Here is a 22,928-nt window from a genome sequence, read left to right on the forward strand (position 1 = left end):
AAGCGTTTGGCCTCTATGCCAAACGCTTTTTTGCCTATCTGTACACCTTCATCCGGCTGTCAATCGGCGCAAATTCCTGATCTCCCGCCGGGGCCTCTATATTCCCAAACGGCATTTGTGCAATCAGCTTCCAGGATTCCGGGACGCCCCATTCCTTCCGCACCTCATCGTCAATTAACGGATTATAGTGCTGCAGGGAAGCGCCCACGCCTTCATCCGACAAGGCCGTCCAAACCACATACTGCAGCATGCCGTTGGATTGCTGCGACCAGACCGGGAAGTTGTCTGCATACAAGGCAAATTGCTGCTGCAGCCCTTCGATCACCGCCTGATCTTCATAGAACAATACAGTGCCGCGGCCGCTGCGGAAGCCGGCCATCTTCTCTTCCGTCGGACCAAAGCTGTCGGCCGGGACGACTTTGCGAAGCGTCTCCTTCGTAAGATCCCAAAGCTTGTCATGCTGCTCATTCAACAATACGACAACCCTGGCGCTTTGCGAGTTAAAGGAGGAAGGGGAATAAAGCACTGCATTTTTCACAATTTCCTCGATTCGGTCCTCAGAAATTTGAATCTCTTTGCCAATGGCATAGATGCTTCTTCTTGTTTTGACTGCCTTCCATAAATCGCTCATTTTTAATCGATCGCTCCGTTTCTGTCTGAAAGATTGGGGATGGAACCCCTCTTAATGTGTCCCGCCGAACCTGAATCCAACCCGCCCTCAAGGTTTCTTGAGCTACTCGCTGATCAGCTTCAATCCCATGGCAGCGCCTAATATAAAAGCGATAAACAGCAATCGCCGCCATTCGCGGGATTCCCCGTATAAGATCATCCCCGCAACGGCGCTTCCCGCCGTGCCGATTCCCGTCCATACCGCATAAGCCGTTCCCATAGAGATGGTTCGCATCGCCAAGGTCAGCAACAAGAAGCTGAGCAGAAAACCTCCCGCCATCCATACGTAGGCACCAAGGCTTTTCCGCGTATTGATTTTGTTGATTCCAATCACGCCCAAGACTTCACCAAATCCGGCAATCCCAAGCAGAATCCAATCCATCGTCTAAGCCTCCCCTTCCTGCGGTTTCTCGCCATCTGTCACCAGCTTCAGGCCTATCACGCCCACCAGCAGAAGCAGAATGAGCAGCAGCTTAATCCACCGAAACGGCTCTCCAAACAGCGTCATTTCCGTCAATACCGTACCTGCGGTTCCAATCCCCGTAAAAACGGCATAGACCGTACCGATCGGAAGCCGGCGGCCGGACAAAATAAGCAAGTACATACTGAGCACGATACAGACGGCGGTCCCGCTCCAGCTCAGCACATCTCCGGCATGCTTCAGACCGATCACCCATCCGATTTCAAATAGACCGGCAATGCCAACGAATCCCCAATCGCGTTTCATGCTGCACCTCCCCCTCTTTCAGGAAAAAAATAAAGCCCGAAAGATATCAAAAAGCGATATCTCCCGGGCTTTTGTCCCTCCGTGTCCACGGCACATTCGGCGGCCGCGCGTTTCCTCTTGGACCAGACCGGCAGCACACTCCGCCGCGGAACCCTAGGAAACGATTCGATTGCTATCTTACCCGATTCCCGGTAACGGGTCAAGGGATGGTCATAAAATCAGGTCTAAAACCTGATACTATACAACAAAATTCTGCGTACTTGTAAGTTGTAATCCGATCGACTAACATGGATATTGACAATGGTTTATTGAAGTTGTTTTTAACCAACTAAAGGAGTGATTTCCATGAGCGTTCAACTATTTTCTCCGTATACCCTCAAAGGGGTGACGTTTAAAAACCGGATCGTTATGTCCCCGATGTGCCAATATTCTTCCCCGAACCGTGACGGGAAAATCGACGACTGGCACCGGGTCCATTATGCCTCCCGCGCCGTCGGCGGCGTCGGCCTGATCATCGTCGAAGCGACGGCCGTCGTGCCGGAAGGCCGGATCTCGTATCAGGATCTTGGCATCTGGAGCGATGAGCACGTGTCCGGGCTTAAGGAGCTCGTTGGCCTGGCACATCGCAACGGCGCGAAAATCGGCATTCAGCTGGCTCATGCCGGACGGAAAGCGGAGCTCGAAGAGACGATCCTCGCCCCGTCGGCGATCCCGTTCCCGGAGAAGAAAACGCCGAAAGCTGCGGATGCCGAGGATATCCGGCGGATTGTCGAGGGCTTCCGCGATGGGGCCCGCCGGGCGAAGGAAGCCGGGTTTGACGTGATCGAAATCCATGGGGCACACGGCTATTTGCTGAACGAATTTCTGTCGCCGTTAACGAACCGCCGGGAGGACGAATATGGCGGGAACGCTGACGGCCGGTACCGTCTGCTGAGCGAGGTCATCGAGGCGGTGAAATCCGTGTGGTCCGGCCCGCTGTTCGTGCGGGTTTCTGCGAACGAATACGATCCTGAGGGCAACTCGCTGGAGCAATATATCGATTATTCCCGCCGCATGAAGGCGCAGGGCGTGGACCTCATTGATTGCAGCACCGGCGGAGTCGTTCCCGCTCGAATTCATGCGTATCCGGGATATCAAGTGAACCTGGCCGAGCAAATTCGCCGGCAGGCGGACATCGCTACCGGAGCGGTAGGTCTGATCAGCGATCCGACGCATGCCGAAGAGATCCTTGGCAACGGGCGGGCGGATCTGATCTTCCTGGGCCGCGAGCTGCTGCGCAACCCTTATTGGGCGTACGAAGCCGCCGCCGCGCTGGGCACGACGCTGGAGCGCCCGGTTCAATACCAAAGAGCCTGAACCCATGATGAATTCGGGCCCGTTCTCGCTGCCGGCGAGCGCGGGTCCTTTTGCTTGACCTGGCATGGAGGGTTTCGGGGTTTCGGGGTTTCGGAATTCGAGAACTCCCTTCCCTTCGGCGGGATCGTGAATGCCTTCTTGTCAAAACCTGACTTGGTTTTCCTACAGCAGAGCTTTATAATTTGAAGAGTGTAAAATTGTTCATATGACCGAGGAGTTGTTCTTGAAATATGTCGAATCGTCCCTATGGCAAAATCCTGATTATGACGGCGGTGGAAGCCGAACAACAGGCAGTCCTGCGCGGACTTGGCGGATATGCACAGGCCGAGGTGCAACTGGCTGGCGTGGGTCCGGCATCCGCGGCGGCAGCTACGGCGGCGGTGCTGGCCCGTGCGGCTCTTGAAGCCGGCGAAGCGTACGACCTGGTCCTCAGCGCCGGAATCGGCGGGGGATTCAGCGGGGTCGCCGAGGTCGGCTCACTTGTGATCGCAAGCGAAATCATCGCCGCCGACCTCGGTGCGGAGACGCCAAGCGGCTTCGCCGGCGTGGACGAGCTGGGCTTCGGCTCGCCGCGAATTGCCGTTGCGGACGAGTTGGCGATCCGCTGGACGGCGGCGCTTCGGACCGCTGGACGACCGGTCCATTACGGTCCGATCTTGACCTTGTCCACGGTTACGGGGACGGCGGAAACAGCCCGCTCGCTCGCCGAGCGATATCCCGGGGCCGGCGCGGAAGCGATGGAAGGCTTCGGCGTAGCTGAAGCTGCACGCCAATATGGCGTGCCCGCGCTCGAGCTGCGCGCTATCTCCAACGCGGTGGGTCCGCGTCAGCGGGAGTTGTGGAAGATCGGCGATGCCCTGCAGGCATTAGAGCATGCCTGCGCTAAACTACCGGAGGTGCTGCAATCATGAATATCGCTTTTTCTCCTTGTCCTAATGATACTTTTGTGTTCCATGCCTGGGTCCATGGCTTGATCCCCGGAGCTCCTGAGCTGGAGGTTACCTATGCGGATATTGATATTACGAACGGGTGGGCGGATTCCGGCACCGGACCTGAGGTGCTGAAGATTTCGTATGCTGCCCTGCCTTGGGTGCTGGACGACTACGCACTGCTGCCTTGCGGCGGAGCGCTGGGCCGCGGGTGCGGTCCGCTCGTATTGACGGCGGGCGCTGCTTCGCCCTCCGACCTGTCTGGCCGCCGTGTCGCGGTTCCCAGCGAACGTTCCACCGCCTATCTGCTGTTCCGTTTATGGGCAGCCCAGCACGTTCCGGGAGGCGTTGGTGAAATCGTGGTAATGCCGTTCGACGAGATCATGCCGGCTGTGAAACGCGGCGACATCGATGCTGGCTTGGTGATCCATGAAGCCCGCTTCACGTATCAAAACTACGGTTTGAACCTGCTCCAGGATCTGGGGAGTTGGTGGGAATCCGACACGGGCTTGCCGATTCCCCTTGGCGCCATCATCGCCCGCCGCTCCCTGGATCTTGCGTCGATTGCCCGCTGGACGCGGGAATCCGTCGAGTATGCTTGGGCGCATCCGGACGCTTCGGCCGAGTATGTGATGAGCCATGCGCAGGAAATGTCCCCCGAGGTCACGCAAGCCCATATCGGACTGTACGTGAATAAGTATACGGCCGATCTGGGTGACGAGGGGTACGCAGCGATCTCCGGTCTGCTGGACCGGGCGGCCGCTGAAGGTTTGGTGCCGAAGATCGATCCGGCCAAACTGAAAGGGAACGGGTGGGCATGAAGCTACAGCCTGTCGGGAATAAGGTGATAGAATAACGTTGTTTCAACTGTTCGCTGACTATTGCCCGATATAGCGTTGTTTTATCCTCTTATTGGCGAGAACCCCGATTAAATTCTGCCCTTTTCGCCCCCATAAGAGGATTTCACAATGCTATTTTTCGCCAAGGTGGGGATTTGTCGTAGATAGCGTTAATATTTCACCCTAAAGGGTACATAAAAAGGAGCCGCTCTCGGCTCCTTCATTTTTTCGACTAGCCCTATGCCCCGCCGCCAAACCGTTTGCGATATCCGCACTTCCGGCACAGCTCCTCCACCGCTTCGCGCCGGGAGAAACCTTCGTACAGCCGGTTCGCTCGCTCGCCTTCAACGATCTCCGAAAATGGCGTTTGATACACATTCCCAAGGTTAATCACGCCTTCCCCATCCAGACAGCATGGAATCACCGTGCCGTCCACGAGAATCCCGGCCTGGTTGCGAAGCGCATGGCAGAAGCCCTTTCCATCATCTTCCGGGGCCCGTAAATCCGGCCATTCGAATTCATGATCCTGGTTCAGATAAATGCGCTCGGCTAACTTCACACCGCTGCCCGGCACAACCTTCTCTTCAATCCGGTAATCCAGGTTGAATTCTTGTTCTATGATCTCCAGAGTTGCCCGGTTTCGCATGCGCTGCAGGTTCGTCTCATTATCCCGGGTCAAATTCCACAGGCGGAACGAGACAATCAGCTCGGATGAAGCGACCGCCTCACGCACGAAAGACAACACATTTCTCAAATAACCTTCCCGGTCGGTCGAACCCTCATGCCCGTCAAAGCTGTGCAGCGAGAAATTCATTTGCCGAAGCGCCGGCTTGCCAAGCAGCTTGTGACGCATTTTGGGAAGCAGCGTGCCGTTGGTTGTGATGTTGACTTTGAACCCTTTTTCATGGCTGATCTCGAGCAGTTGGTCGATCTTGGGATGCAGCAGCGGTTCCCCTTTGACGTGAAAATAAATATAGTCCGTATGCGGTTTGATTTCATCCAGGATCTTGCGGAAGTCCTCAACCTTGATAAACTGCGCCTGACGATGGGTCGGAGGACAGAAACTGCAGGCCAGGTTGCAGATGCTGGTCGTTTCGATGTAGAACTTTTTAAACTTTTTCATGATGACCTACTTCGTTAAAATTTTTAGTTTATGTCCTATTCTATCAATTAATCGCCATCAATAAAAGCTCATGTGATTTTTGTGCGCTTTATAGTAATTCAGCCGGTCCTCTAAAGTGCCGGTGTGGAATTCGAACATGTGCCCGTCAGGGTCCAGAAAATAAATTGATTTCTTGTCGCGTGGATCTCTTTCACGTCCCGGCAGTACTTCGACGTTCAAATCCCGCAGCCGGTTCGAAAATGCCTCGAAATCCCGCTCATCGATTGTAAACGCGATATGCGTATATGTACGGGGCTGTTGGTCGCGCGGAACCTCCTCCTGATTCAGAGCAATCCACAGCCCGTCCAGGTCAAAGTAAGCCAGCTTCCGGCCTTTGACTAAAGGGGCAGCTCCAAAGACCTGCTCATAAAACATCATCGACCGATCCAGGTCGGATACGGAAAAACAGAAATGATTAATGCCCTTAACTTTCATAGTGCTCCCCCCTGCTTACTAAAAAAGAAGGTGACAAGGCTAACGCCCTGCCACAAAATCCTTCATGATTTGCTTCACGCCGTCCGGTCTGGCTGTCGGGATCAAGAGGTGGCTTGTGCGGTAATCCGCACGATTTCCACGATGATCGGCGTGCCTGCCCTTATCATATCCTGCCCCAGCTCCAGCGTCAAAACCTGAGGCTCCAGTGTGTACAACCTGCTTTCCTGCAGCATGCCGTTGATGAAGAGATTTGCATAGGCTCCTGATCCGAATCCGGCAAAAGCCAAAGGCGAATTCCCCGCATCATCCGTAAATTGTTCGGCGGGAATCTCGATGGCCCCGATCAGATCGGCGGGTGGCGCGTAAAAGTAGCGAAACACCGCAGAGCTAACCACGNCGTCGGGCATTGCCCCTGCCGCGATGGCCAGGCGCTCAGCGCGCCGGAGCTCCTGGCGATAGCGTGCGAGGAGCAACATCGCTTGCCGAAGCTGCCTTCGCAGAAGAGACGCGCTCCGCTTCCTTCGACAGCGGTGTCCTTTGGCTGCACACGGTTTGCCCTTCCGGGCTTCTGTCCGCCGCGTATGAACCCGCATCGTTCCGTTACATCCGGCTTTTTTCTTCGTTCCCATCGGTGCTTCCCTCCGGCAGACCTTAGTTCCCCGCACGATTCCTACCATATCCTATGATTGGTTGGTCATAAGTGTATGGGCAAATCCCTGGATGGACAGATCGAAAATCCATATTAAACAGAGGCCTTACGCCGTTTCTAATCTCACTCTCCCAACATTAAATATGTTGTATCGAATCTCTTGATACGATCCTAGATTAGGAGGTGAACCTACATGCCTGTCATTAAACCGGTATTTACAGCAGTGGCGTCGGTTCCGGTTGCTTCTGGCGGCGCAATCACGACCACAGTGACACCGTCAGTCACCCGATACTTCGCCACCTTGACGGCCGGCATGATCGGCGCAACGGATACGACCATTCCTGCCGGCAGTTTCGTCGACGATACGGATGCCGCAGTCACGGATTTGCCCGAGCTCACCGGCAGCGATTATTTCAACGTCTATATCAACGGCGTCATCCAACAATCCTCGTTGTCAACGCTGTCGACGGCCAGTCTTGTGCTGAGCACCGTTGATCTGACGGCCGGGATCCCGATCCAGCTTGAGGTAGGCAGCTTCAGCGGCGTGGCCTCCACGATCACGACGCAGCCAACGATCTCCGCGCCAACCATTACGATCATTACGTAATCGCGTATTGACGAGCGGTCCTGTAATCGCATAAAATGGTGCCAGCGCTCTAAGGCGATGGAGTTCGCCGGAACCGTTCGTTTGATCGAACTGATGACTCCTACCAGAACCTCTGGTAGGAGTTTGTCTATTTATTTTCAGGAGGTGGACTGCAGTGAACATCCTTGCATTGATGATCGGCGGATTTCTCGGAACCCTGCTTCGTTACGGACTCTCCCTCTGGATACCAAGCGTTGGCGCATTTCCCCTTCCCATTCTGCTCATCAATTGGGCCGGATGCTTATTTCTCGGCTGGCTGCTAACCGTCAGTGCCATCCGGAACCTCCCCTCCAGCGTGCGCTTAGGTGCAGGGACGGGGTTCACCGGCGCCTTTACAACCTTCTCCACCTTCACGGTGCAAACCGTTGACGCCATACATAACGGGCATCTTGCGGCAGCGCTCTCCTACCTGCTGGCCAGCTTAATCGGCGGTCTCTTGATGGCTTGGGCCGGGGTTGCTTTGGGGCAAAAGGCGCGGAATTCGAAGGCAGGTGAGTCCAAATGATCGGCATCGTTGGACTTGGCGGAATTCTTGGCACGCTCCTGCGTTATTATTTGGGACAATGGGTGTCCAACCGGACGCAGCCCAGCGGTTCACAATACCCTTGGGGAACCTGGGTCATCAATCTCAGCGGATCGCTGCTGCTTGGCATCTTAGCAGGCCTTCACGCTCGGCACGCCTTGCCCGAGTGGAGCTGGATGATGTTCGGGACGGGCTTCTGCGGTGCCTACACGACCTTCTCTACCTTTGGTTATGAAACGGTGACCCTAATCACGAAAGGCTATAAATTACAGGCTGCCGTTTATGTTCTCACCTCGGCGCTGCTTGGCTTGGCATTCGCTTGGCTGGGCGGCCGGATTGCCGCCTAAAGCCAAAAACGCTTACGAAGCAGGCATAAGCCCTTATCACGATCAAGCGTACCGGCGGCTGCATACAATACAGCAAATCCGCGAACATGCGAGAAAAGGTGATTTCTCTTGGCCAGTTTTCGTAAAGCTTATTTGCTAAAACAACGCATCGCCAGAACCATGCTGAAGAAGAACGGCGTCCATGGCGTTGGCGTCGGCCTGCAAGACCCCAAACGCCCCAAACGGGGAGCGGCGATCATTGTCTATGCCGATCCCTTGACAACCTCCGCCTCCTCCAGGAAAAAAGCAAAATCCAAACGCACCACAGCTTTACCTCGCTACCTGAAGCCTCGGTCCGGCGTCCCGTTTCGAATCGTCCGTTCCCCCCGATTCTGTAAGCGAGGCGGAAACGGCAACGGAAGCCGGTTCACCCGCCGAATCCGTCCGGTTATAGCAGGGTACAGCGTCGGAACTGCAGATTCCTCCGGCACAGCCGGCCTGGTCGTCAGTACAGACCCGAAGGGGCACAGCCGCTTAATCCTGAGCAACAACCATGTCCTCGTCAATAACAATACCCGGCGATTCTCGCCAACGATTCAGCCCGGCGGTGCCGATGGAGGCACTGTTCTCAAGGATCGGATCGGTCAGTTGGACCGCTTCACCAAGCTGAGTCGCCATCGGCCGAATTACCTGGATGCGGCTACATCGAGACCGTTAAGACGTTCTCTGATTAAGCCGGCTTACGCAGTTTTCGGGACTGTCCCTGGCCATGTCCGCTCCTACAAAGTAGGGGATCGACTCAAGAAGGTTGGACGTACGAGCGGAGTCGTAACCGGTAGGGTGGAATCGATTCATACCGATGTGCAGGTCGACTACGGGGAATATGGTAATTTGGGAACGATCACCTTCAAGGACCAGAGCATTATCCGCGGCAAACGTCCGGTGTCGCTGGAGGGCGACTCCGGTTCCGTCTGGTTGACGCGCAAGGGAAATCTCGCGGCTGCGGTTAATTTTGCCGGATCCGAGAACGGATTGCTGTCGATCTCCTATCCCATCGAATGGTTCATGCAAGTATTCGGCGCCCGTGTTGCCAAACCCGCATCCGGCCGCCTGCTTCGTCCCCAAAGAGGGAAATCCGGAAAATATATGTGTATCCGACCGCTGCCCGCGAAGCTTGTCAAATCCCTCCGGCCGATTCTGGCATCTCCCCGCACTCTCCGACGCTGAGTATAGTAAAAAAAGCTCCCTAAGGTGGTCCTTAGGGAGCTTTGCAATGTTACTCCATAAAATCCTTCAACCGCTTGCTGCGGCTTGGATGCCGCAATTTACGCAGCGCTTTGGCTTCAATCTGGCGGATCCGTTCCCGGGTCACGCCAAACTCCTTGCCGACCTCTTCCAAGGTCCGCGTCCGGCCGTCATCCATTCCGAAGCGCAGCCGAAGCACATTCTCCTCACGTTCGGTCAGCGTATCCAGCACTTCTTCCAGTTGCTCCTTCAACAGCTCATACGCCGCGGCTTCCGCCGGAGCCGGAGCATCGTGATCCTCGATGAAATCGCCCAGGTTCGAGTCATTTTCTTCTCCGATCGGCGTCTCCAGCGATACCGGCTCCTGCGCGATCTTCATAATCTCGCGCACCTTATCCGGCGTGAGATCCATTTCCTTGGCGATTTCCTCCGGAGTAGGCTCGCGCCCGATCTCCTGCAGCAGTTGCCGGGAAATCCGAATGAGCTTATTGATCGTCTCCACCATGTGCACGGGAATCCGGATCGTTCTAGCCTGGTCAGCTATTGCCCGAGTAATGGCTTGACGAATCCACCAAGTGGCATAGGTACTGAACTTAAACCCTTTGGAATAATCGAACTTCTCCACCGCTTTGATCAAGCCCATATTGCCCTCTTGAATCAAGTCCAGGAAGACCATCCCGCGCCCGACATAACGGCGAGCGATGCTGACCACCAGTCTAAGGTTCGCTTCGGCCAAGCGGCGCTTCGCTTCTTCGTCGCCGTTCTCGATGCGCTGCGCAAGCTGGATTTCTTCCTCAGCGGATAACAGAGGCACCCGTCCGATTTCTTTCAGGTACATTCTTACCGGGTCATCAATTTTAATCCCTGGCGGTAACGTCAGATCGTCGGTGTATTCCATTTCGTTATGCTTCAAATCCTCTGTCATCTTCCAGACCCCCACCCTAAAAAATGAAAAAAATGCGAAAACCATTCTCTATCTCTAAGAACTGTTTATCCATTTGACAAATGATTGGTATTATGCTATTATTGAGGAGATTATTGCTTGTGTGCTTTGTGAGTGGCTATCCGTCATTTTACCACAGTTCATTAGGTTATACAAGTTTTATTTCAAGTTTTATTTTATAGGTTGCTCATGGAACGAGACGCTGATCCTTCAGGATCAGCGTTTTTTTGCGTTCCACTCTTTTTCATATTCGACGCAACCTAGTCCCGATCCTCCCAAGCCCGCAGTAAGGCCCCTTGGAAAATTTCCAACGGTTGTGCGCCCGATACCGCATATTTCCCGCGCAGTACGAAGAAAGGGACGCCGCGAATCCCAAGCCGTCTCGCTTCGTTCTCATCCTCGCGGACCGCGTCGGCATATGCATTTTGCTCCAGTATTTCCCGAACTGCAGGACCATCCAGGCCCACCTCTTCCGCCAAACGAACCAGCGTGTCCAATTCCCCGATATGCAGCGAGTCCGTAAAATAAGCCCGGAACAAGCGCTCCGTCATTTCCTTGGCCTTGCCTTGTTCCCCGGCGTAATGCGCGAGCCGGTGGGCATCAAACGTATTCGTCGGAACAATCGTGTCAAAATGATACGTCAGCCCTTCCCCTTGCGCCTGCTGCGCAACATTGCGGTTCGACTCCTGCGCTTGTTGCAAGCTAAGGCCGTATTTGACCGCCAACAATTCATGAATGCTTGACTCCGTGTCCTTCGGGGCCCCCGGATCCAACTCAAAGCTGCGATAGATAATTTCGATTTCATCCCGGGAATCAAATAATTCCAACGCCTTCTCCAGACGACGCTTGCCAATGTAACAAAACGGACAACCAAAGTCCGACCACACTTCGATTTTCATAATTCCATCTCCTCCTTTTAACCAAGCTCCTTATCGGATCAGTCCCCATTCGCGAGCCTGCTCCTCGGTAAGGATAAATTGTTCCTGCTCCCAAACCTCATCTTCTTTCGTGAGCCCGAATGCAGCTCTGACTTGCGGCCAAATTCCCTTTTCTATCGCTTCGGTTTGCGTGATGATGATTTTCAAGCGGGATCCTTCCTTTCCATCGCATCAAGTTTATCCCTATAAGATTACCTGAATCGAATCCCTTCAAACTTGCGGCAAACTATCGCCCCATCCCCAAGCTTATGGAAATTATATGCGTTTATGCAGAACTCATTTCGTCAGATGTGACTTGCTCGTCCCGGCCCGTTATAATGGACAAGAAGGATATCTTTTCCATACGAGGTGATTGGGATGAAAATTACTTATTGGGGACATTCCTGCATTCAAGTGGACACCGGGACACATCGGCTCATTATCGATCCGTTCCTGACCGGAAATCCGGCGGCAGCAGCGGCGGCAGATGACATTCAAGCCGATTATGTTCTTCTAACCCATGGTCACTTTGACCATATCGCCGATGCAGAGAGTATCGCCCGGCGTAACAACGCTCCGATTCTTGCCATTGTCGAGCTGGCCGATTATTATGCCGGCGCCGGACTCCAGACCGTTGGGATGAACCTTGGCGGGTCCCGCACCTTCCCCTTCGGGAAATTGAAGTGGGTCCCCGCATTGCACAGCTCGTCCGTGAACCGCGACGGCGTAAACCTGTATCTAGGCGTGGCGGCGGGCATCCTGCTCGAACTGGACGGATTTACGTTGTATCATGCCGGAGACACCGCGTTGTTCAGCGATATGAAGCTGGTGGGCTCCCGCCGTTCAGTAGACCTCGCCTTCCTGCCAATCGGCGACCATTTTACAATGGGACCGGAAGATGCCCTGACCGCAGCCGAATGGATCGGCGCGAAACATGTTGTCCCTGTGCATTACAACACCTTTAGCGGAATCGCCCAAGACGGGGAGCAATTTGTGTCGGAGCTTGCGCGAATCGGTATTCAGGGACACGCTCTGAAACCGGGGGAATCCCTCGATCGCTTCTAGGCACTGAACGGCTGAATACAGCAAATTGTTGCGCTTCTGCAGCAATTTGCTGTTTTTTTAATCCGCCAATTCCTTTCCGCGCGTCTCGGTCCCCAGCCAGAACACGGCAACCGCTCCGATCAGAATCGTCACGAAGAACATCCAGAAAATCCCCCCGATAGCGACCTCCCGGGCAACCAACATGCCGACCAAGTAAGGAGCGATGATCCCGCCGATCCGGCCAAACGAGGCCGCCAGACCAACGCCGGTCGTACGAACCCGGGTGGGGTACAATTCCGGAGTATACGCATACATGCCGCCCCATGCTCCCAGATTGAAGAAGGACAAGCAGATCCCGGCTGCGATCAGCATACCTTCGCTAGTCGCGTTGCCAAACCAGGCGGCACTCACCGCGGTAAGCACTAAATACAGCACCAGCACGAACTTACGTCCAAACTTCTCGATGAAATAAGCGGCCGTGAAATACCCCGGCAGTTGTGCTAACGTCATAATCAACACATATTCGAAGCTTTTCACCAGACTGAAACCTTTGAGCACCATCACCGAAGGCAACCACAAAAACATGCCGTAATACGAAAAAACGACGGTAAACCACAGAATCCATAGCATGACGGTCGATCTGCGGTGGGGCGAAGCCCAGACGGATTTGAACCTTTCGCGGAAGGAAGGCCCCTTCCCTTGTCTGGCCTGCTCTTTAAACCGGACCGGATCCTGAATCGACTTGCGCAAATACAGCGCATATAACGCGGGAATGGCTCCGATGATAAAAGCGGCTTGCCAGCCGTAATCCGGAATAACGAAATACGAGATCAGCGCGGATGCGATCCACCCGGCAGCCCAGAAGCTTTCCAGCAGTACAACGGCTCTCCCGCGTTCCCGGGCCGGCACCGATTCGGACACCAAGGTGGAGGCAACCGGCAGCTCCCCGCCGAGGCCAAACCCGGCGACAAAACGCAGGACGCACAGCACCGCAAAGCTGGTTGCAGCGGCCGATAAGCCGCTGGCCAATGAGAAGATCAACAGCGTCCATAATAAGACCGACTTGCGGCCAAACTTGTCTGCCATATAACCGGCAATAGCTGCGCCAAAGGCCATCCCGACGGAATTAATCGCCGTAAAGAAGCCGGTCTGCTGCGGCGTCAGGCTCCATTCCACCGCCAAGGCAGCGGCGATAAACGAAATGATACCGACATCCATCGCATCGAACATCCAGCTGAGTCCGGCGCTGAACAGCAGCTTCCGCCGCTTCGCAGCGGGTTGTCCATCGATGGCCTGTTCATGAGCGTTCAAACGGCTCACCCCCTGTCCAATGATTCTCTCTGTAGCTTATCCAAGACAGCCGCCAGTTCATGCTATGGCGTCATGCCGCTCTTCTTGTTGGAAATGACCCGATTCCTTGCAATAAAGGCAACGCCCAGGACGATCAGAAATCCGACATACGACAGGATCAGCTCTCGAAGATTGAATCCCGGGAATACGATCGAGGCGCTTAAAATACCAAACAGCCATATGCTCGAGAGGTTCCCGACCAGATTGGACCAGGTGTAAGACGCAAGCTTCAGATTGGAAATCGCCGACATCAACGAGATCAAATTATTGGGCATAATCGGAATCGTACGAAGGAAGATGACCGCCCATACCCCGTAACGGTCCAAGCCTCTTTGCCACTTCTCATATTTCTGCAGCTTGCCCATCCACCTGCGGTTAAACCAATCGGTAAAGAAATACCGGCACATCAGGTAAACCACCATCCCTGCCGCCGTTCCGGCAATCCAGCTCGCCAGCAAACCGTTCACAATCCCAAGCAGAGAGATATGCAGCATAACGATCGTGGCGAACGGAAAAAATCCGAACATCCCTTGCACCACGGCCAGCGGGATGGTTAACAGGAGGATTGAATATCCACCCAGATGGGTCGTCTCCAAAAACCAGTCCGTCATTTGTTTGATCCATTCGTTCAAATGATTCGTTCCCCATTCCCCGATCGCAATTTACGCATCCACCCGTTTTCCCAGGATCACCAAATCCCGTTCCACACCATCTAAATTGGCTACACGGGGCAGATGCGCCCAACGCTCGAAACCGAATTTCCCCAGCAGCTTGAGACTCGGCTCGTTGTGGCCAAACACAAAACCAAGCAGCGTATGCACTCCGATTCCGGGACTAGCTGCAATCGCCCGGTTCAGCAAAATTCCGCCGACCCCGCGGGAGCGGTAAGCTTCAGTGATGTAAATGCTGATCTCGGCCGTGCCGTTGTAGGCCGGTCGACCGTAAAAGGATTGAAAACTCAGCCAAGCGATGATCTGTCCACCGGATTTCATAACCCATAACGGCCGAAAGCCGGGGCTGTGCTCGTCAAACCACTTTCGTCTGGCTTCGACGGTCACCGGCTCCAAATCAGCCGTAACCATCCGTCCGGCGACGGTTTCATTATAAATCGCGACGATGGCCGGCAAATCCTGGGGGACCGCATCTTCAATCGTATAGTCGAACTCCAAATGTTCCGTCATATGTACGTGCTCACGATCCTTGAATAAGTTTGTTGTATAGCTTGATGATGCTAAAATGCATCCCTTCATGATATGTCGTAAAATTAATCAATTGTCCGACGGTTTCGATCCGGTAACCGCTGGAGGTCGAGTAAGGTTCGATGGGATCGTCAAGTCGTCCGGACAAGACGGTTCTCACTCGTTCGGGCTGAGCTTCCAGCACCGCAAGAATATCCTTCAAGCTTGGACTTTCCGAGGTCCATTCCAACGGGGTTGTTCCATTCGCGAACAACTCTTGATAGATCGCCGGTAGCTCGGGGATTCGTCCTGTGAAGGAAAATGCATATTTATCCATAACTAAAGCCAGATGACCCAAATTCCATAACATATGATTGCGGAAGCCTTCAGGAATAACCCGCACCTTCTCTTCCGGCAGGGTTCTGGCCAGCTTCAAAGTTTGTGCGCGTACGAATTCAAGCTGCCGCCAAATGGCTTGCTCCATATTTTTCCCTCCTAGTCCATTTCGTGCTTGATTTGAACGTAGTGTTCCACCGTCGGGAACGGATCGTAAAAATGATGAAGCAGCGCCTTCCATTCCTGGTATTCAGGTGATTGGCGGAATCCAACCTCATGGGCGGTAATCGACTGCCAGCGCACAAGCAGGATATATTTGTTCTCGGTCTCCACGCATTTATGGAGCTCATGACCTAAATAACCGTCCATCCGGCTGATAATTTGGGAAGCCTTGCGGAAGTGGCTTTCGAAATCATTGATCATGCCCGGCTTCACTTGCAGTTGAGCTACTTCAAGAATCATCCTCTGCATCCCCTCCGTTCAACTGATTATAGCACGGACTTAACGCTTTATGAATCCAAATCGCGGCAATAGAATCTTCCCTCATCGCTGTTGCTTGCCTGAGGTTTGTATATATGCTGTTCCGTCAGGAGAAATTAAAGGGAAGAACAAGGAGGTGTAGGGATTGGACAAATTTCTCGTCAAATTACTCGGCAACGGGATTATCCTGATCGCCATGCTGATGATTTTAAGTAACGCCTCGTTCATCTCGGCGCTGCTGACAGCCTTAGCGTTGTCCATTTTGGCCTATTTATTCGGGGACCTCTTCGTCCTTCCGCGGACGAATAATCTCATTGCAACCCTTGTGGATGCGCTTCTCGTCTTCGTTTTCCTGTGGGCGATTGCAGCGAACGCTAACTGGACGTTATCCGTCGGCGAAATCCTCGTAATCACCCTGGTTATGGGCGTATTCGAGTGGTTTCTGCACAGCTGGATGCTGCGTGACGGCATTCGCCGGGACAGCAGCGTACGGGTGCGTGACTCGCGGTAGTTGCTCCACACATTGCGAAAAGCGCGAGTCTGGGGCAACAGCCCCGAACTCGCGCTTTTGTGTGCGAACTAGCTCATTTAACCGCCCAGCATCACCCGGTCATCGGACAACTTGTGGCCGCTGATTCGCTCGAATTCGCCAAGCAGCCGTTCCATCGTCAGATCGCGTTTCTGCGTGTCGTCCACGTCAAGGATGATCCGGCCGCCATCCATCATAATCAATCGGTTCCCCAGACGGATCGCTTGTTCCATGTTATGTGTGACCATTAGTGTGGTCAACTGCAGCTCGCCAACGATTTCCTGCGTCAGCCGTGTTACCAGCTCAGCGCGCGCCGGATCCAGCGCGGCCGTGTGTTCATCGAGCAGCAGGATTTGCGGTTCGGTGAAAGTGGCCATCAGCAGGCTGAGGGCTTGGCGCTCCCCGCCGGACAACGAGCCGACCTTGGCGCGGAGCCGATTCTCCAGCCCAATGCCAAGCCGGCGCAACTGCTCCTGAAACATCACCCGACGTTTGGCATTAACACCGAGCGACAGGCCGCGTTGCTTCCCGCGGGAGAAGGCCATCGCCAAGTTCTCTTCAATCGTCATATGCGGCGCGGTGCCGGCCATCGGGTCCTGGAAGACGCGGCCGATCCACTTGCTGCGGCGATGTTCCGGGAGATGGCCGATGTCGACGCCGCCAAGGCGAACCTCACCGGCGTCCGGCTTGATCACGCCGGAGATCATGTTCATCAACGTGGATTTGCCGGCGCCGTTGCTCCCGATGACGGTGACAAAATCCCCCGGTCGCAGATGGAGGTTGACATCAATCAACGCGATCTTCTCGTCCGGTGTGCCGGGGTGAAACAGCTTGGATACCTGGGTTAGCTTCAGCATCAGAATCCACCCCCTGCGCCGTTTCGCCCATGGGCCTGGGTAATCTCGCCCGCCCGTCGACGGGCTACCGTCTTCTGCTTGATGTTTCTTTGCACGGTCGGAAGCACCAAGGCAATGATGACAATTACCGCTGTAATTAGCTTCAAATCCGTTTGTTCCAGCCATTCAATCCGCAGCGCTAAGGCTACGACGATGCGATAGACGACGGACCCGAGCACTGCCGCCAGCGTCGCCCAAAATACCGTGCGCGCCCCGAAAATCGCTTCCCCGATAATGACAGAGGCCAGCCCGATCACGATCATCCCAATCCCGGAGGAAATGTCAGCGAATCCGGACTGCTGGGCGATTAATGCCCCGGACAAAGCCACAAGCCCGTTAGACAAACTGAGTCCAAGAATGATGGTGTAATCCGTGTTGGCGCCAAAGCTGCGGATCATTCGTTTGTTGTCGCCGGTTGCGCGCAGGGCCAAACCGAGATCCGTTTTGAAAAACAAGTCAAGCAGCAGCTTGATCGCAATGACGATGATCGGCATGAACACCAGCGGCGACACCGTGCTGAACAGGGTGTCTTCTCCTAGCAAACCTACATTCGGTTTGCCCATGATCCGCATGTTGATCGAATAGAGTGCGATCATCATCAAAATCCCGGATAACAGTCCGTTAATCCGACCTTTGGTATGGATGAGTCCGGTGATGGCCCCGGCAGCCAAGCCGCCGAAGAAAGCCGCAATCGTGGCGATCCACGGGGAGCTTCCCCCCGTGATCATCACCGCGGCAATGGCGCCCCCGGTCGTAAAGCTGCCGTCCACAGTCAGGTCCGGAAAATCAAGGATCCGAAAAGTGATGTAGACGCCAAGCGCCATAAGCGCATACAGCAGGCCGGATTCCAGCGCCCCGAGCAGCGAGTTCATCATGATGAGTACCTCCTCAATAAATTAGGAGCGAGTGCGCCTATTCGATCAGATTGTTTGCCTTATCGTTGATTTGGTCCTTCATGGCATCGGTCACTTCAATGCCTTGCTCGGCCGCTGCTTTCAGATTCATGATCAAATCGAGCTTATCCGGTACTGTCACCTTCAAGTCGCCGACCTTTTTGCCGTTTTTCAAGACATCCACGGCCATTTGTCCCACTTGATAGCCATGGTCGTAGTATTTGAACCCAACCGTGGCAAAAGCGCCCTTCTCCACCGTATCCCGATCGCTTGAGAAGAACGGAAGGTCGTTCTCGTTGGCGACCTGGATCACCGTGTTAACCGCTTCGACCACCGTATTGTCCAGTGTAATGTACAGCGCATCTACCCGACCCACCAGCGATTCGGCCGCTTGTTTCACCTCTGACGTATTGGTGACCGAAGCCTTGACCAATTTGATGCCGTGTGCTTCCAAGGCTTTCTCCGCGTGGTCGGCCATAACAACCGCGTTCGGTTCGCCTTGGTTAAGCACCAGGCCGACCGATTTCACATCCTTGAAATTAGCGGCGACAAAGTCCATCAGCTTGGTAATCGCCTCCGGATTCGTATCCGAAGCACCGGAGATGTTCCCGCCCGGTTGATCCAGATTGTCCACCAATTTGGCATCGATCGGATCCGTCACCGCTGCGAACAGAATCGGTGAATTTTTCACCTGCTGAGCGACGGCTTGTGCCGGGGGTGTAGCGATCGCAAGAACCAGGTCGTACTTCTCACCTGCGATTTTTTGAGCGATTGTCGTATTGTTCGTTGGATCCCCCTGTGCATTGTTATAATCCAGCTTCAGGTTTTCCCCTTCGACGATGCCGGCGTCTTTCAAAGCGGCCATGAACCCTTCTCTCGTTGCGTCCAACGAAGGGTGTTCCACGATTTGCGAAATGGCGATCTTGTAGGAATCCTGGGTTGACTCCGCCGCATTCCCCGCATCTGCGGTATTCTCCGTTCCCGTAGTGCCGGTGTTCCCCCCGCTCGCTGCGTTGCCGTTCCCGTTTGTGTTGTTGCCGCAGGCGACCACGCCGACCAACAGCAGCGATAAGGCCAACCATACTCCGAGTTTCTTCCTCATATTTCCTTTCCCCTTTCTCTCTCATGAAATAAATGATTTGCAAGGTTGGAGCTGTAAAGCAGAATCCGATTAACGCTTTCGTCGATAAAAGGATTAAAGTGCCTATGGACATATATTCGTCCAACGCGGACACGAAGTATGATTTCTATATTAAATGGTGGTCAATTATCCGTCAATAACAGGTTATGGGACTTTGGTACTCCGCTTGACGTAAAAATAGAGCCGCCCCAAGCACATCCGGGATCCGGGCTGACTGGGGCAACTCCATCTAGTTCTTGTTTATTTTTTGGCGCTCATATAAATATGTTTGGCCAGAATCGCCTGAGGCGTGATCTCCAGCAGGCCAAAGCTGTATTTCGGCTCCCGCCGCTTGTCGGTTGGAGAACCGGGGTTAAACCACAACACGCCGCCGCTTTCGGCAAGATACGGCTTGTGGGAATGGCCGAACAACACAGCGTCTACCGGTTTGCCTGCAAAGATGCGCTCCGCGTTGTCCTTAGCTCCGTGACCGCCGCCGGGCAGATGGCCGTGGGTCAGCCCAATCCGCTTTCCGCCCAACTCTAGAATTTTATGCTGACCGAACCGGCGGATGATCTCCACCGGATCATTGTTGCCCGCCACGCCGTCTACCGGTGCCAACGCGGCAAGCTGTTCATAGACCTCCACCGTCACCCAGTCCCCCAGATGGAGAATCAGGTCACAGGTCTTGAACGTTCGCCTCAGTTTGGCAGGCAGCTCCGCCCCGCGGCGCGGCAAATGCGTATCCGATACGACCCCGATGCGCATAGGCGCTACCTCAACGGCGAGACGGCCATACGCACGCAAGTGTGCCAGCGCCCGCAGATAGCAATTGATAATGCCTGATCCATTCGCCGAAAATCCGAAGCCCGTCTGTCCAATATCCGTTTCATGCCTTACCCCTCCGTTTGTCAACACTTCAACTTACGCTTGCTGAATTCAGTGTAGCACGCCAGAAAACCGCAGACTACGCTGATTTCATATCCTTGCATAGCGTTTCAAATATACCCTTGCCTCATAAGGGCGAAGACGCAAATGAGACAAGTCCTCGTGCACCTCAGGTGCGTAGTTGGAGATCAGCAGCTCAATATCATTCAGCTCCATCTCCTCCACCGGCCACTCGAACACCGGCTCGAGCCCGCTAAAGTTTAAGATCACCAACAAGCGGCTGGTTTCCAGTGAACGAATAAATGCATAGATCTCCGGATGATCGGGAAGCAGCAGCCTGTATTCGCCGTAAACGATCACCGCATGCTGTTTTCTTAAGCGAATCAACGCTTGGTAGTAATGATAGATCGAATCCGGGTCGCTGAGAGCGCCTGCGACATGGATCCGCTCGTGATTCGGATTCACCGCAATCCAGGGAGTTGGGGCGGTGGTGAATCCGGCTTGCTGCCCGGCATCCCATTGCATGGGGGTTCGGGCGTTATCGCGGCTTTTGAGACGGATCGCCCGCAAGATATCGGCTTCGGGGACGCCGTTTCGCTTTTGTTCCTCGTAGAAGTTGAGGGTCTCCACATCGCGGTAATCACGAATGGAGCCAAACGTCACATTGGTCATCCCGATTTCCTCGCCTTGATAAATATACGGCGTCCCCTCCAGCATATGCAGGAAGGTTGCCAGCATTTTGGCCGATGGCACGCGGAAATCGTCGGAGTCGTTGCCGAATCGCGAAACCGAGCGCGGCTGGTCATGGTTGCACAAATAATTGGCGTTCCAGCCCCGACCGTGCAGCACTGTCTGCCAGCGGGTGATCACTTGCTTCAAATCCGTCAGCTTCCATGGAACCACCTCCCATTTGCCGCTGCCTGCTGACTCCGCATCCAGGAACATATGCTCGAACTGGAACGTCATATTCAGCTCGCGGCGGTCGTCCCCCACATAGTCCAGCGCCTGCTCGGGGCCTAATCCGGACGTTTCGCCTACCGTCATAATATCGTAGTAATAGAGCACGTTGTCATACAGATTTTGCAGGAGCGTATGTACGTCGTCCAGATTGGAAAACAGCTCATATGCCCGTACCGTCGGCATCTGCTGCGGATTATGCGCATCCGGCAGCCCTTTCGCCTTGGCGATATGCGCGATGGCGTCGAAGCGGAAGCCGTCTACGCCTTTTTGGAGCCACCACTGGATCATGTCGTGCAGTTCGCGAATCACAGCCGGATTTTCCCAGTTCAAATCGGGTTGATGTTTGGAATACAAGTGCAGGTAATATTCGCCGGTACGTTCGTCAAATTCCCAGACCGAGCCGCTGAAATACGACTCCCAATTGTTAGGCGGACCGCCGTTCTTCCCCTGCCGCCAGATATAATAATCCCGCTTGGGATTATCCGTGGACTGACGGGATTCCAGGAACCAGGGATGTTCATCCGAGGTGTGGTTCAGCACCAGGTCCATCATCAGCTTCATTCCCCGTGCGTGCAGTCCCTCCAGCAGCGCGTCGAAATCCTCCATCGTGCCGAAGGAAGGATCAATCTTGTAATAATCACTAATATCATAACCGTTATCATGCCCGGGCGATTGATAGATGGGACACACCCATACCACGTCGACCCCAAGGTCCTGCAAATAATCCAGCTTGGACAGGATGCCGCGCAGGTCCCCCACTCCGTCCCCATTGGAATCCTTGAAGCTGATCGGATAGATTTGGTACACAACGCTTTCCTTCCACCAAGTCCGCTTCATGTCCTCCGCCCTTTCCTATTTTCCTATAGCTATTTGCACCGGACCGGATTTGTATTACAAAAAAATCCCGGGAACCCGAGGTTCCCGAGATTACGTGCTGCCGAATCCTGTTAGGTGTACAGCTCCACCGCCTGCACATATTTGCGATGTACTTCCGCCCGCTCCGATTCCAATCGGCGTTTGGAGGTTTCCAGCTCGCGTTGCACTTCGCTTACCGCCGAACTTTGGGCCAGGACCTGGTCCAGGCTGTCGTTAATCTGTCCCTGTACCAACCAATCGGTGAAGAACCCGTCGAAGAAATAATCCGAAAATTTCAGGAATCCGCCGATTTCCAGGTTGGACGGCAAAGTCTCTCCAACGTCGCGAAGCTCCCGACTGAAGTGCTGCAGGCTTTGCCGAGCCACATGAAGATGGCTCATCGCCTCGTCAATCCGCCCGTGCTTGATATGGGTTGACAACATCCCACCGCCCAGCATATCGTACGTGCCCCAATTTTTCGCGGAGCGCAAATCCTCTTCGGCCGCCTCCAAATCATGAAGCGCCGACTGCCCGGCACGTACGGCTTCGTCAACCTCTTTAAGCTGAACGGTCAGGACGGCCTCGCGTTCAGCCAACTCGCGCAGCTCCTCATTTTCCTCCAAAATCTGCCGTTCCTTGGCTTGAAAAACACGCTCATAATCGTTCCGCCAAGAGCCGACCTCCAGCAGCTTCCGCTCGAGGTCGGTGACTTGCCGCTCCATGTCGCGAACCGCCGCATCGGCGGCATCAAACCTCATCTTCGCCTCCAGCACTTCCCGCTGCTCCCGATCCAGCTTCTCGGCCTTGTTGCCAAGCAAGGTCGCCAGCAGATTAGACAGCGACATCGCCGACAGCTTGCGGACGTCCTCTTCCTCCACGGCCAGTTTCTTCTGCCAACGGTCCCGTTCCTCTTCCAGGCCGGACAGCTCCTGCTGGAGCTCCTTGAGCCGCCGTTGCCATTTCTCCTGATTACGGCCTTTCTCCTTAAGTTCTGCCATTCGCGCGTTTAGTTCTTCGAACAAGCGGGGTTCCT

At 54.5% G+C, this 22,928-nt stretch carries 29 protein-coding genes and 2 riboswitches; of the genes, 9 read left to right on the plus strand and 20 right to left on the minus strand.

The genetic code is table 11. From position 1 onward, the window contains the following. Positions 1-34 precede the first annotated feature (34 nt). The 3 genes from BN3795_RS16855 to BN3795_RS16865 form a co-directional block, all read right to left on the minus strand. Entirely contained in the window at positions 35-631 is a 597-nt protein-coding gene (locus BN3795_RS16855; RefSeq protein WP_068785859.1) for a nitroreductase family protein, read from the minus strand. A 102-nt stretch (positions 632-733) separates the two neighbouring features. Further along, positions 734-1,051, minus strand: coding sequence for a DMT family transporter (locus BN3795_RS16860; RefSeq protein ID WP_068785860.1), 318 nt, complete (start codon positions 1,049-1,051; stop codon positions 734-736). A gap of 3 nt (positions 1,052-1,054) precedes the next feature. Continuing rightward, complete coding sequence (locus BN3795_RS16865) at positions 1,055-1,396, minus strand: DMT family transporter (protein ID WP_068785861.1); 342 nt, start codon at positions 1,394-1,396, stop codon at positions 1,055-1,057. 58 nt (positions 1,397-1,454) lie between these two features. Then, positions 1,455-1,564: riboswitch (guanidine-I (ykkC/yxkD leader) on the minus strand. Positions 1,565-1,741: 177 nt separating this feature from the next. Here BN3795_RS16865 and namA point away from each other — a divergent pair. From namA to BN3795_RS16880, 3 genes are all read left to right on the plus strand, one after another. After that, a complete protein-coding gene (namA, locus tag BN3795_RS16870) occupies positions 1,742-2,752 on the plus strand; it encodes an NADPH dehydrogenase NamA (RefSeq protein ID WP_068785862.1) in 1,011 nt (336 codons plus the stop codon). A gap of 230 nt (positions 2,753-2,982) precedes the next feature. Next, positions 2,983-3,663 carry a futalosine hydrolase gene (locus tag BN3795_RS16875; RefSeq protein ID WP_068785863.1) on the plus strand — a complete coding sequence of 227 codons (681 nt, stop codon included), beginning with the start codon at positions 2,983-2,985 and terminating at the stop codon, positions 3,661-3,663. Continuing rightward, positions 3,660-4,502, plus strand: a complete 843-nt coding sequence (locus BN3795_RS16880) for a 1,4-dihydroxy-6-naphthoate synthase (protein WP_068785864.1) — start codon at positions 3,660-3,662, stop codon at positions 4,500-4,502. Before BN3795_RS16875 ends, BN3795_RS16880 begins: the two co-directional genes overlap by 4 nt. Before the next feature lie 256 nt (positions 4,503-4,758). Here the strand turns inward: BN3795_RS16880 and BN3795_RS16885 are convergent, their stop codons facing one another. The 3 genes from BN3795_RS16885 to BN3795_RS16895 all read right to left on the minus strand — a co-directional run bounded on the left by BN3795_RS16885 (position 4,759) and on the right by BN3795_RS16895 (position 6,794). Further along, on the minus strand, positions 4,759-5,643 hold the full coding sequence (locus BN3795_RS16885) for a radical SAM/SPASM domain-containing protein (RefSeq protein WP_068785865.1): 885 nt from the start codon (positions 5,641-5,643) through the stop codon (positions 4,759-4,761). 57 nt (positions 5,644-5,700) lie between these two features. Further along, the gene (gene fosB / locus BN3795_RS16890; protein ID WP_068785866.1) at positions 5,701-6,117 is read right to left on the minus strand and encodes a metallothiol transferase FosB; all 417 of its coding nucleotides are present in this window, start codon (positions 6,115-6,117) and stop codon (positions 5,701-5,703) included. A 101-nt stretch (positions 6,118-6,218) separates the two neighbouring features. Continuing rightward, on the minus strand, positions 6,219-6,794 hold the full coding sequence (locus BN3795_RS16895; protein ID WP_110945219.1) for a DUF4183 domain-containing protein: 576 nt from the start codon (positions 6,792-6,794) through the stop codon (positions 6,219-6,221). Between the two features lie 165 nt (positions 6,795-6,959). Here BN3795_RS16895 and BN3795_RS16900 point away from each other — a divergent pair, with 165 nt between their 5' ends. The 4 genes from BN3795_RS16900 (at position 6,960) to BN3795_RS16915 (ending at position 9,488) form a co-directional block, all read left to right on the plus strand. Then, the gene (locus BN3795_RS16900) at positions 6,960-7,373 is read left to right on the plus strand and encodes a DUF4183 domain-containing protein (RefSeq protein WP_068785868.1); all 414 of its coding nucleotides are present in this window, start codon (positions 6,960-6,962) and stop codon (positions 7,371-7,373) included. 44 nt (positions 7,374-7,417) lie between these two features. Further along, positions 7,418-7,483: riboswitch (Fluoride riboswitch) on the plus strand. Between the two features lie 44 nt (positions 7,484-7,527). After that, on the plus strand, positions 7,528-7,917 hold the full coding sequence (gene crcB / locus BN3795_RS16905) for a fluoride efflux transporter CrcB (protein WP_232729958.1): 390 nt from the start codon (positions 7,528-7,530) through the stop codon (positions 7,915-7,917). After that, positions 7,914-8,282 (plus strand): fluoride efflux transporter CrcB, encoded by a 369-nt coding sequence (gene crcB, locus BN3795_RS16910; protein WP_068785869.1) that lies wholly within the window; start codon positions 7,914-7,916, stop codon positions 8,280-8,282. Before crcB (BN3795_RS16905) ends, crcB (BN3795_RS16910) begins: the two co-directional genes overlap by 4 nt. 108 nt (positions 8,283-8,390) lie before the next feature. After that, a complete protein-coding gene (locus BN3795_RS16915; protein ID WP_110945220.1) occupies positions 8,391-9,488 on the plus strand; it encodes a chymotrypsin family serine protease in 1,098 nt (365 codons plus the stop codon). A 49-nt stretch (positions 9,489-9,537) separates the two neighbouring features. Here BN3795_RS16915 and rpoD read toward each other — a convergent pair whose 3' ends face one another. The 3 genes from rpoD to BN3795_RS25620 form a co-directional block, all read right to left on the minus strand. After that, positions 9,538-10,431 carry an RNA polymerase sigma factor RpoD gene (rpoD, locus tag BN3795_RS16920; RefSeq protein ID WP_059045062.1) on the minus strand — a complete coding sequence of 298 codons (894 nt, stop codon included), beginning with the start codon at positions 10,429-10,431 and terminating at the stop codon, positions 9,538-9,540. A 278-nt stretch (positions 10,432-10,709) separates the two neighbouring features. Next, positions 10,710-11,348: a DsbA family oxidoreductase gene (locus tag BN3795_RS16925; RefSeq protein WP_068785870.1), complete on the minus strand. Its 639-nt coding sequence runs from the start codon at positions 11,346-11,348 to the stop codon at positions 10,710-10,712. A gap of 30 nt (positions 11,349-11,378) precedes the next feature. Then, the gene (locus tag BN3795_RS25620; protein ID WP_198524746.1) at positions 11,379-11,534 is read right to left on the minus strand and encodes a hypothetical protein; all 156 of its coding nucleotides are present in this window, start codon (positions 11,532-11,534) and stop codon (positions 11,379-11,381) included. A 210-nt stretch (positions 11,535-11,744) separates the two neighbouring features. On the opposite strand from BN3795_RS25620, the gene BN3795_RS16930 reads away from it, so the two are divergent. Further along, positions 11,745-12,431: a metal-dependent hydrolase gene (locus BN3795_RS16930; RefSeq protein WP_068785871.1), complete on the plus strand. Its 687-nt coding sequence runs from the start codon at positions 11,745-11,747 to the stop codon at positions 12,429-12,431. Positions 12,432-12,488: 57 nt separating this feature from the next. On the opposite strand, the gene BN3795_RS16935 is transcribed toward BN3795_RS16930, so the two are convergent. The 5 genes from BN3795_RS16935 to BN3795_RS16955 all read right to left on the minus strand — a co-directional run bounded on the left by BN3795_RS16935 (position 12,489) and on the right by BN3795_RS16955 (position 15,736). Continuing rightward, a complete protein-coding gene (locus BN3795_RS16935) occupies positions 12,489-13,640 on the minus strand; it encodes an MFS transporter (protein WP_198524751.1) in 1,152 nt (383 codons plus the stop codon). 143 nt (positions 13,641-13,783) lie between these two features. After that, positions 13,784-14,392: a TVP38/TMEM64 family protein gene (locus BN3795_RS16940; RefSeq protein ID WP_068785872.1), complete on the minus strand. Its 609-nt coding sequence runs from the start codon at positions 14,390-14,392 to the stop codon at positions 13,784-13,786. Positions 14,393-14,422: 30 nt separating this feature from the next. Then, the gene (locus BN3795_RS16945; protein WP_198524747.1) at positions 14,423-14,941 is read right to left on the minus strand and encodes a GNAT family N-acetyltransferase; all 519 of its coding nucleotides are present in this window, start codon (positions 14,939-14,941) and stop codon (positions 14,423-14,425) included. A 10-nt stretch (positions 14,942-14,951) separates the two neighbouring features. Continuing rightward, on the minus strand, positions 14,952-15,422 hold the full coding sequence (locus BN3795_RS16950) for a DinB family protein (RefSeq protein ID WP_068785873.1): 471 nt from the start codon (positions 15,420-15,422) through the stop codon (positions 14,952-14,954). Between the two features lie 11 nt (positions 15,423-15,433). Then, complete coding sequence (locus tag BN3795_RS16955; protein ID WP_068785874.1) at positions 15,434-15,736, minus strand: antibiotic biosynthesis monooxygenase family protein; 303 nt, start codon at positions 15,734-15,736, stop codon at positions 15,434-15,436. Between the two features lie 163 nt (positions 15,737-15,899). On the opposite strand from BN3795_RS16955, the gene BN3795_RS16960 reads away from it, so the two are divergent. Then, positions 15,900-16,265 (plus strand): DUF2512 family protein, encoded by a 366-nt coding sequence (locus BN3795_RS16960; RefSeq protein ID WP_110945222.1) that lies wholly within the window; start codon positions 15,900-15,902, stop codon positions 16,263-16,265. 77 nt (positions 16,266-16,342) lie between these two features. Here BN3795_RS16960 and BN3795_RS16965 read toward each other — a convergent pair whose 3' ends face one another. From BN3795_RS16965 to BN3795_RS16990, 6 genes are all read right to left on the minus strand, one after another. Further along, on the minus strand, positions 16,343-17,140 hold the full coding sequence (locus tag BN3795_RS16965; RefSeq protein WP_068785875.1) for an ABC transporter ATP-binding protein: 798 nt from the start codon (positions 17,138-17,140) through the stop codon (positions 16,343-16,345). Next, a complete protein-coding gene (locus tag BN3795_RS16970; RefSeq protein ID WP_068785876.1) occupies positions 17,140-18,054 on the minus strand; it encodes an ABC transporter permease in 915 nt (304 codons plus the stop codon). Before BN3795_RS16970 ends, BN3795_RS16965 begins: the two co-directional genes overlap by 1 nt. A 37-nt stretch (positions 18,055-18,091) precedes the next feature. Continuing rightward, positions 18,092-19,174, minus strand: coding sequence for an ABC transporter substrate-binding protein (locus BN3795_RS16975; protein ID WP_068785877.1), 1,083 nt, complete (start codon positions 19,172-19,174; stop codon positions 18,092-18,094). 279 nt (positions 19,175-19,453) lie between these two features. Beyond that, positions 19,454-19,960 carry a metallophosphoesterase family protein gene (locus BN3795_RS16980; protein WP_068785878.1) on the minus strand — a complete coding sequence of 169 codons (507 nt, stop codon included), beginning with the start codon at positions 19,958-19,960 and terminating at the stop codon, positions 19,454-19,456. A gap of 210 nt (positions 19,961-20,170) precedes the next feature. Beyond that, the gene (locus BN3795_RS16985; RefSeq protein ID WP_068785879.1) at positions 20,171-21,877 is read right to left on the minus strand and encodes a glycoside hydrolase family 13 protein; all 1,707 of its coding nucleotides are present in this window, start codon (positions 21,875-21,877) and stop codon (positions 20,171-20,173) included. 110 nt (positions 21,878-21,987) lie between these two features. Further along, the gene (locus BN3795_RS16990; protein WP_068785880.1) at positions 21,988-22,917 is read right to left on the minus strand and encodes a hypothetical protein; all 930 of its coding nucleotides are present in this window, start codon (positions 22,915-22,917) and stop codon (positions 21,988-21,990) included. Positions 22,918-22,928: the final 11 nt, after the last annotated feature.

The sequence above is a fragment of the Paenibacillus phocaeensis genome (genome assembly GCF_900021165.1).
Lineage (GTDB): Bacteria > Bacillota > Bacilli > Paenibacillales > Paenibacillaceae > Fontibacillus > Fontibacillus phocaensis.